The 9,031-nt window shown below is 44.0% G+C and carries 10 protein-coding genes; 1 reads left to right on the forward strand and 9 read right to left on the reverse strand.

Going from position 1 to position 9,031, the window contains the following annotated elements; translation table 11 throughout:
* Positions 1 to 291 precede the first annotated feature (291 nt).
* Positions 292 to 435, forward strand: a complete 144-nt coding sequence (locus IH879_13985) for a hypothetical protein (GenBank protein ID MCH7676045.1) — start codon at positions 292 to 294, stop codon at positions 433 to 435.
* A 54-nt stretch (positions 436 to 489) separates the two neighbouring features.
* On the opposite strand, the gene IH879_13990 is transcribed toward IH879_13985, so the two are convergent.
* From IH879_13990 to IH879_14030, 9 genes are all read right to left on the reverse strand, one after another.
* On the reverse strand, positions 490 to 2,673 hold the full coding sequence (locus IH879_13990; protein MCH7676046.1) for a hypothetical protein: 2,184 nt from the start codon (positions 2,671 to 2,673) through the stop codon (positions 490 to 492).
* Positions 2,674 to 2,693: 20 nt separating this feature from the next.
* Positions 2,694 to 2,909 carry a CopG family transcriptional regulator gene (locus IH879_13995; protein ID MCH7676047.1) on the reverse strand — a complete coding sequence of 72 codons (216 nt, stop codon included), beginning with the start codon at positions 2,907 to 2,909 and terminating at the stop codon, positions 2,694 to 2,696.
* A gap of 76 nt (positions 2,910 to 2,985) precedes the next feature.
* Positions 2,986 to 3,282, reverse strand: a complete 297-nt coding sequence (locus IH879_14000; protein ID MCH7676048.1) for a DUF2442 domain-containing protein — start codon at positions 3,280 to 3,282, stop codon at positions 2,986 to 2,988.
* Between the two features lie 9 nt (positions 3,283 to 3,291).
* Positions 3,292 to 3,561 (reverse strand): DUF4160 domain-containing protein, encoded by a 270-nt coding sequence (locus IH879_14005; protein MCH7676049.1) that lies wholly within the window; start codon positions 3,559 to 3,561, stop codon positions 3,292 to 3,294.
* Between the two features lie 31 nt (positions 3,562 to 3,592).
* Entirely contained in the window at positions 3,593 to 4,600 is a 1,008-nt protein-coding gene (tsaD, locus tag IH879_14010) for a tRNA (adenosine(37)-N6)-threonylcarbamoyltransferase complex transferase subunit TsaD (GenBank protein MCH7676050.1), read from the reverse strand.
* Position 4,601: 1 nt separating this feature from the next.
* Entirely contained in the window at positions 4,602 to 5,972 is a 1,371-nt protein-coding gene (locus IH879_14015; GenBank protein ID MCH7676051.1) for a hypothetical protein, read from the reverse strand.
* 278 nt (positions 5,973 to 6,250) lie between these two features.
* The gene (locus IH879_14020) at positions 6,251 to 7,501 is read right to left on the reverse strand and encodes a BamA/TamA family outer membrane protein (GenBank protein ID MCH7676052.1); all 1,251 of its coding nucleotides are present in this window, start codon (positions 7,499 to 7,501) and stop codon (positions 6,251 to 6,253) included.
* A 230-nt stretch (positions 7,502 to 7,731) separates the two neighbouring features.
* Positions 7,732 to 8,487 carry a phage Gp37/Gp68 family protein gene (locus tag IH879_14025; protein ID MCH7676053.1) on the reverse strand — a complete coding sequence of 252 codons (756 nt, stop codon included), beginning with the start codon at positions 8,485 to 8,487 and terminating at the stop codon, positions 7,732 to 7,734.
* 2 nt (positions 8,488 to 8,489) lie between these two features.
* On the reverse strand, positions 8,490 to 9,031 hold a 542-nt coding region (locus tag IH879_14030; GenBank protein ID MCH7676054.1), incomplete at its 5' end, for a hypothetical protein.

The following is a 9,031-nucleotide window of genomic DNA, read 5'->3' on the forward strand; positions in this document are numbered from 1 at the left end:
CTATCCAACATCATCACCGCTGCTGATGTTGCGTATCAGCAGGTACTCTACCAGGTACTCGCTCTCAAGAAGTCCTCAGGAGCTCAATATCATGTTGATGCCGCCTTTCGTGGTGAACGGGTGATCATCCTTGGCGGTTTGCCGTACAACTGAGAAAGCTGATGCTTAACGAACGGTTGAAACTGACGTGAGAAACCAGGTCAGTCGCAGCACTCGATCCCTAGGCTCTCTCGTTGCGGAAGCTAGGCCAGTCGCGTAGCTTAATGGCAAGGTGTTAGAGGGAATATTGACATGGAAATATTAGGAATAGAAAATAAAGAGAAAATTCAATATCTTTTTGGAGCCGAAGATTATGCGGATTCTGTTCTATTGCAGTTTAGGGATTTTGTTAAACCATATTTATTTCTCCGCCGGAAAATACCAGAACCCGAATGATTTTAATAACAAACACTAAAATACATCGCCTTTCCTGAAAGTACCAGCTTACATCTACAGCATGCCTTTTCTTTTACGAATAAACCACTCGGCGCTGAGCAAAAAAATACAGGTGATAAGCAGAGGCAGGCGGTTCCAGATTTCCCATTCGTTTTTGAGGGTAATAAATTTGTCGGGAAAAGTGAGTTTTTCTTTCAGGCTGGAAAAATTTTCAGAGGTGAAAAATTCGCCGCCGCTCTCACTGGCAATGCGTTTAAGCAGGTCTTCATTCATGCGGGTGTTCTGGTATTCGAGGCTGAATTCTTCAACAGAGAATTTGCCGGAGTCACGGCCGAGAACGCGGCTTTGCAGGTGTGCCGTTCCGGTAAATTCATAATCCCCGCCTTCCAGAACTTGAAAGCTGCCTTCGTAGCGCCCCTGGCCCGCGTTCGAAAGGGTCAAATTCTGTTTGCCTTTGGCGCTTTGCAATTGCACCGCCACTTCCGCGCCATCAACCGGTTGGTAATCTTCAAAGTAAACTTGCGCCGTGAATTTCACCTCCTCACCGCTGCGGTAAATTTCCTTGTTAGCGGCGATTTTCACCAGCTTGCTGTCATCATGGGATGTCAACCAGCGGATGGTATTTTGCAGAAATGTTTGGTAGCTGCTATTGTTTTTGCCGACTCCCCACATCAATAAATCCCAGCGCCAAAGACCGTAACTTAAGACGGCTGCGGATTTACGTTTGCCCGAACTGCGAACAGCGACCAGCGGCAAGGCACGCCTGCGAAAACCTCCTGAGCGTTCAGGGTCCAACACAACCAAAGATTGGGCGGTCTCGTGAAGTTTAACTGAGTTTAAATTAAAAAACGAGGGGGGCAGCTCCTGCCATTTTTCGATGTTTTCGCTGTCATCTTCTGAAAGACGCAGCAAGGGGTGGTGCACGCCTTGTGGTAATTGTTTCATGTAAACGATTTGTTCAGGGCCTTTTGGCGGAATGGCCGCCAGGGGGATAAAATCATTCAAAGTCAGAAGTTTAGCATAATCTGTGTTTTTACCTGACAGGACAAAAAGTGGTTTTCCTTTCGCCAGCGCACTTTTAATTTTTTCCAGGGATTCCGCTCTCGATGTTTTGCGCGGATAATCCACCATAATCAAACAATCAAATTTGGCTAACTGATCCGCATTCGGCAACGCTGAATTTTTGTAAAACCGGCCTCTGGTTTTTTCAACAAAAGATTGCACTTCGATATTTTCATCAGATTCCAGGGCCCGCTTTAAAAACAGAAAATCAGCGCCTGGACTACCCGCAACGACCAGAAGTTTTAATTTACTCTTGAGAATTTTGACATAAAAGGCTTTTGAATTATTGATTTTCGTCAGCTCGCCGGCCATTTCTGGGATCCGGAGTTCGTATTTAAACACACCTTCCTTTTCAGCAAAGAAATGCAATCGTACCTTTTGCTCGAAGCTGTCTCCTGAAAGCTGAACGACTTGTGTGTCTAAAGTTTTATTTTCGTCATTTAAAGTAACCTGAACCCGCTTCCCTGCAAAGCCGCTGCTCCGAACATAAACATCGACCGGGACGCGGGTTCCGGCGTAGGCAATTTCGTTGGTAACATAATTTGAAATAAGCACATCCTTCTGCTCCGAAGGGTCGCCGACCGCAATTGGGAAAATCGGCACGCCGTAATTGGCTGCGTATCGTGCAGGATTCTCGCCAAGATTGTCCGCGCCGTCTGTAATGAGAAGAACTGCGCCGAAATATTTCTCTGCGAGGCGTTCTTTTAATTCCTCCAAAGCCCGGCGAATATCGGTGCCGTCGCCATTTAACGCCATCGAATCCGGAGCCGATTCTAACTCAGCAAAGAGCTGGGCAGAATACGGATAAAATACAAAATCAAAATGCCTGGAGTCCTTTTGGAAAAGCTCTGTGTTCAAAATATTTTTTAGCTCACTTCGGCGGTTTACTTTTTGGTCGTTCAAAGCCATGCTGGCAGAATTGTCGAGCAGAACCGCCACCACGGGTTTTTCCTGCTTCCTGCGGGTGATGCTCAAAATCGGTTCGAACAAAAGCAGGATGATAATCATTACAACAATTGCCCGCAGGGACATAAGCAAAATTCGCCAACCCAAAGGGACAGGTGGAACGGTGTTACGGTAGACAAAATAACTGAGGCCAATTGCAACCAGAAGGGATACGATGAGCAGGAGAGTGCTGCCGGAGGTGTTTAGCGAAATTTCAGATAGGGTGGTCAAAGGGTAAGGCTGTCCTGAAGTCAAACTTTAGCGAAAACATCTTCATCTGTGAAAATGCCCTGGGCTTCTGCTTTTGCTATCATTTTATTTCGAAGAGTCCTGAATCTTTTAATAAACAAATAATCTTGAAGGGCATTTCTTACTACTTCACTTCGAGTCAACCCTTCATCAAGAGCTATTTGCTCTAATTCAGATTTAACTTCTTTCGATAAAGTTATTGTTAGGGTTTGTTTCATAACTATTTCTCTTTTGTTTTCATTTTACTCTATATAATATTCTACATTTAATTTTGTATACGTCATTAAAATAAACTTAAGTTACAGGGCTTGTCCATTTCTGTGCACGCTCTGAAAGTTCTTCAACATGATCTGGCCAGTCGTGCAATGTAGCCGGATCAAAATCAGCCCCGTTCGGCCAAACCAACGTATGAACTTCGGGATCGATCTGAACTTGATTAAAGCGGGACAAATCAAGCAGCGGCTCAAATAATTCTCCTTTCAGAATTGGCTTGAAATCTATTGTTTGTGAGCTGTTATCATTAAATGTAACCACGAGTTTATAGTCACCAATAATTTCAAAGGATTGGACTCGATAGATCTTATGCTCCATAATCTTTCCTTATTTTAGCGGCTCAATTTGTAAGGGCGGTTGTCCTGTTTGTAAAAGGTCCCAATCAGAGAGCAACTCCTCTTGATGTATTTCAGCCCAAGCTTCGACCAAACGCTGCTGTCTAATCGGAAATGAACCCGCGATTATTTCAATACTATCAATTGCATAGATTGCGACATCATTTTGATAGTAGGCATGAAAATGCGGCCGATGGTGTGGAGCATTTGGTTCCATAAACATGCGAATAATAACACCATAGAATCGAGATATTTCTGGCATTGTGCCTCGGTATTAAATAAATGTAGGGAATTCAATCTTCAGAATCAAGCCTAAGCGAAGGCTTCGGACTTAAACTAAACTCTGACCGCTGTCCTTGCTCCAAATAAAATTTACCGGCCCGCACAATCATCGCGGCGTTGTCCGTACATAAATTTATTGGCGGAATAAAAAGCTTAAATCCATGCTTTTCACTTTCTTTTTGCAACTTTTTCCTCAAATAGGAATTACAGGCAACTCCACCTGCCAGAGCAAGCTGTCCAATTTTATATTTGTCTAATGCTTTTAAACTTTTTTCAACTAATACTTCAATTGCGGCTTTTTGAAAACTGGCAGCAACATCCGCTTTGTGGCGATCGCGGTCCTCAGGTGTCAGAGATTGCAGGTGATAAAGTACTGCAGTTTTCAAACCGCTGTAACTAAAATCCAGCTCACTCCCTTTAATTCTGCCCTTGGGAAATTTCAAATATTCGGGGTCACCTGCTGCGGCCAATTTATCGACTGCCGGGCCGCCTGGATAAGGAAGTCCGAGCATTTTAGCCGCCTTGTCGAACGCTTCACCGACGGCATCGTCGCGGGTTTTACCGAGGATCTCGTATTTGCCCCATTCATAAACAAGCACCAACTGCGTGTGCCCGCCGGAAATAATTAGCGAGATAAACGGCGGCTGCGGTCCATCCTCCAAAACTGAGTTGGAAAAAATATGCCCTTCAATATGATTGACCCCGAGAAATGGAATGTCAAGAGCTAAGGACATTGCTTTGGCAAAATTAATTCCAACTAACAGTGAGCCGGCCAGTCCGGGACCAAACGTGACTGCAACGCCGTCCAGATTTTCTTTTTCAATTTCGGCCTCTTTAAGCGCTTTTTGTACAGTCGGTAAAATCAGTTGGACATGGGCTCGGGAAGCGAGCTCCGGTACAACGCCTCCATACTTTTGGTGGACTTCTTGTGAAGCAATAATGTTGGAAGCGAGGCGATCTTCTAGCCAGACGGCAGCGGCGGTTTCGTCACAGGAAGTTTCGATGCCGAGTAGTTTCATGTTAAAAAGTGATTAAAGCATCAATAATAAATTGGCCATCCCAATCTTCATTAAACGCATATTCGAGTCGGATGAGATTATTGTAGGGAAGAAACACATGTAATCCTGCACCCCAACCGGAAATAAAATCATCCGTATCCAGTTTGTTGTTATCTTGTATTTCTAGTTGAACATAATCGGATACACTCCAAAGGGCACCGGTATCAACAAAAAGACCCCCACTAATTCCAAATCTGAAGTTAGTTCCGTATCTGCCCATCGACTCAAAGGGTCCCCAGTTGTGATAAGTAATCTTGCGAATTGGAAAACGGAATTCAGCGCTGCCAATCACCCGGTTTACTCTAGATTTGCGTTCGCTAAAATGACCGCGAATTCGCGTGAAGAATCCGAAATCAACCCAGTCGTATATAGGTGTTTCGCCCCGTGATAAATTTGCTGCCCCTCGAAAAGCCAGCGTTGTCGGGCCAATTGGGATATACTTCCTCAGATCCATCCCAAACCGGACGTAGTCAACCACATCGCTAAAAAAACCGGTTTTGGTAAGCCAGAGATTAATGTAATTCCCTTTGTGAGCATATTCCCAAAGATCGCGGGAGTCATAGGTAAAAGAAAAGCCCACTTGTGGCAATTTATCTTTTCCGGAAAAGGCTAGTGTTACGTTCAAAGTGTCTGGGGAGATAGTTAATTGTTGGTACCCCATATTGATATCAAAATAAGTAAAATGCCCAAAACGTTTGCCAATTCGCCAGTTAAAGCCGATTCTCTCTTCATCAACATCGAAGTTACGAAAATTGCTGGAATCAGAAGAAGAAACGGCATCAGAATCAAAGGCCTTGTTACGAATCTTTCTGGCAAAAACCGAAAAGCTGGTATAAAATTTATGCTTGCCAAAGATCCAGGGATTTGAGTAGGCTAATCTAACCGATGGGTTAAACCCAAGCCAGAAGGAGAAGTCGATCACCTCCCGGCGGCCGCGAAAATTAGTATGAAACAAACCGGCCCCAATTGAGAACCGGCTCCAGTCCCGGTCGTTTCTAAAAATGATCGGGTAAGGAAAAATATACCACATTTCGCTGACCGTGACGACCAAAATTACGCCTTGCTTGGTTGGAATATTGGCAACCTCAACTCGATTAAAGATTCCCAAATTCTGAATTCGCAGCTGATCCTGCTGAGCTAAAACCTCATCGAAATTATCCCCCTGCTTGAGCTTCATCTCCCGGGTAATAATTTCTTCTTTGGTTTTTTCATTGCCCTGGATAATTATCGCTAATATTTTGCTTTGACCAGCGGAGGAATCCGTTTGGGCAGGGGCGTTATTCGTTTGTGCGAAAACCGTTGAAACAGATAACAGGAGGATTAGAAAAGACATTAAAAAATGCATGAAATATTAGAATAAATTGGACATTTAAAATGAGGAAGCAAACCTGCATTTTGGGTAAGAAACCTGGCCAGCACAAGCACCAATAGATGGTTGCGGAAATTATCCCGACGGTTCGGGAGGTTTCCGCAACCCAGGCAGTGTCGGAGACCGCTCCGACACTATCGACGCCCGCGGTTTGTGAATGATTCAGTTTAATAGAAAAATTCATCAAAAAAATAACTTCATGAACTCCGTGTTTCCACGTGTCACTTTGTGTCCAGTCAAAACTAAAAAGTTTTTAAAAGTCTGAGCGTTATACGATAATCATCATTAGAGCGATCCGTACGTTTTGCAATATCAAGACGAAGCACACCCTCTAACACGAGCAAAGAAACACCAACATTGGTTTTCAGATCGTCCAAATCAAGGTCACCGAACCCGCTAACAAGACCTGAACCGAGGTCATCGGTCGTCCAGGCCCAGCCGGTATCCACAAAGACGCCCATGGAAAGCGCCGCCCAAATCGCGCCAAAAAACGGAATTCCCTGCAGAGGAACTTTTTGTAAAATGTCGCCGCCAAACAGGTAATTGGCATTTAACATAACCATACGGTTCCCGGTGAACTCTTTGGCCTCAAACCCCCGCAGGTTGCCGATGCCACCAAGATCTATACTGTACTGCTCAAACAGTGTATCGGGCGCCGCTAAAGACGATTTGATGCCAATATCACCACGCCGGGCCCCCAACATTCCGCGAATAAACAACCGGTGATTGCCGAAGGTCTGCTGAAACCGCTTAACGGTGAAAAAGAACCCGTCGGTGTCGAAGTCACCCATTGTGCGTTCGTAAATCCCTTCGAGGTACCAGCCGGTGAGCGGGAAAATCGGGTTATCGCGCCAGTCCAGAGCAGCGATGAATCTCAGGTTGGTTTCGTCACCTTCCGCAATGAAAGAGTCGGGTCTTCTCGGGTTTTCACTGAAGTCACCTTTGAAGACACTCCAATCGATATTTCGGTCCAGGGCGTCGTAAGTTTGTCTGGCTATTTCAAATCGGAGCGTGTGAATCTCGAGGAATTTATGATGGACATAAAGCCGTAAGCCCTGTTTGCCAAAGTAGTCTTTGTGATCGTTTCTAAGAAAAAGGCTTGCCAAGGAGTTTTCCACTTCGCTGATCACCCAGTCATCGTTTGATGCCAACTTTCTGAAATATTCCGCGCCCAGGGTTAAATGTTTGAAATCAAAAAAATCTTTTCTAACTCCTGCGGCGTAGCGAAATCGTTTGCCGGAATCGTTCCAGAAACCAAGACCAACATCTCCGTAAAACTGTAAACCGGAGACAGACTTCGGTCGGATTTTGACGCCAAAATTAGCAAACAAGCCTTCGATGCGATTATATCTCGGATTTGTATAAAATCCAATCGGTTTTTCGAAATCAAAATCGCCTACTTCTTCAACTTTGTCAAAGAAAAACTGAGCGTTTGCCAATTGAAAATAAACCAGTTGAATTACGAAAATAAAGAAGATTATAAACCTGCGCATTCAGCCTCCACGACTTTCCAATTTACTCCGTCAGCGATTCCAGAGAAATTTAGTGATGAATTAAATTTTAAGGGTGGAAAATAGGAAAAAAAGCGATGAGAAGCAAGGAGTAATTGGGTGCAGGAGAGGCGAATGATTTATCTCCTATTTGAACTTTTTAAAGTTAAAGGGGGTAAAAAAAATTGAAATTAGTTGCATTTAATAATATAGCCTCTGTTCAATTTCTCATACTATACTAACATTCTTGTGTTCTGCATTGGCATCTCATCCCACGTACGACCGTCCAACAATCGACCTGCGGCTTTTTTATTGAATCCACCCCATTGCTTAAAGAAAAAAGGCACTCCCTGGCATAGGCACTGATGACGGATATCAGTGACCCAACTTTTTTGGATAGGTCTAGCCCCATGACCCGATTCTCCTCCCACAATTACCCAATCAATCCCTTCCAGTTTTAATCCCTTGAGTGGACCAATCAATGGCTCTAAGGAAAGAAATTTAGTATGGGCTGATGTTCGTCGAAGATGATCTATACGAAACATTGCTGATTCATTCTCGACACTAACACCTTGCCAAATGTTACGAGACCAGTTTATTAAAGGGTTTAAATCTTCTAACCTGTCCGCACGTTTGGTTAAGATTTGAAATTGATGCCAATGTGCGCGAGCCATGATTTGGAAAACTTTCCGAATAAAATCGACCGGTACATCTTTGTGAAATAAGTCAGACATAGAGTTTACAAAAATGGTCCGCGGTTTTTTCCAGCGTAGTGGTTGTTCAAGTGTTTCTGGGTGCAATTTAACAACACCATTAAAATGTTTCTTATACGGATTTATCAAGCCTGCATATTTTTCCTGCCCCATCGCAGATAACCGTCTAGTTAAAGTTACGGCGTAACAGTGGTCACATCCTGTGCTTGCTCGCGTGCATCCTGTAACAGGATTCCAAGTTGCCTCCGTCCATTCTATTGATGAGTTAGTGGACACTTCTATTCTCTAAAATCAATCATCAAACATTTAGGCCAGTTGCCTATTCGGCGCGTTCTGCTGTTTGGCGTTGGATCAGAATACGATATTTTTCCTCGCTCAAGTGCTTTTTCAAGTTCAATCCTTACATGTTTGGGCAAAAAAGTCTCAGTTTCCTTAATCACCCAATCAAATATTGTGTTAACATTCACACCACTTTGCCCTTTAAACTGTGACATGATCGACCGACCGAGTTCAGAGGTTTGCGGTTGATCGGGAAACAACATTGGACCTTGGGGTTGTCTAGAAATCTCATGATAAGCGGAAAAGGAATTGCCGTGGATTGGGTCGAGATTCCACATTGCCTCTTTTATCTTTTCCAATCCTCTCTTATGATTACCACAAAAGAATAGGGCGTTATCGCGAACATTGGATTCATCATGAATAATGAAAGAACGCACAAAGCGGCCTAACTTTAAAAGATTCTCCTTATAGATTTGACATATTTCGCCAATGCGATCATGACTCAGTAATACCCGGTCCATATCCGCAGCGCCAACGGCAT

The sequence above is a fragment of the candidate division KSB1 bacterium genome (genome assembly GCA_022562085.1).
Lineage (GTDB): Bacteria > Zhuqueibacterota > Zhuqueibacteria > Oceanimicrobiales > Oceanimicrobiaceae > Oceanimicrobium.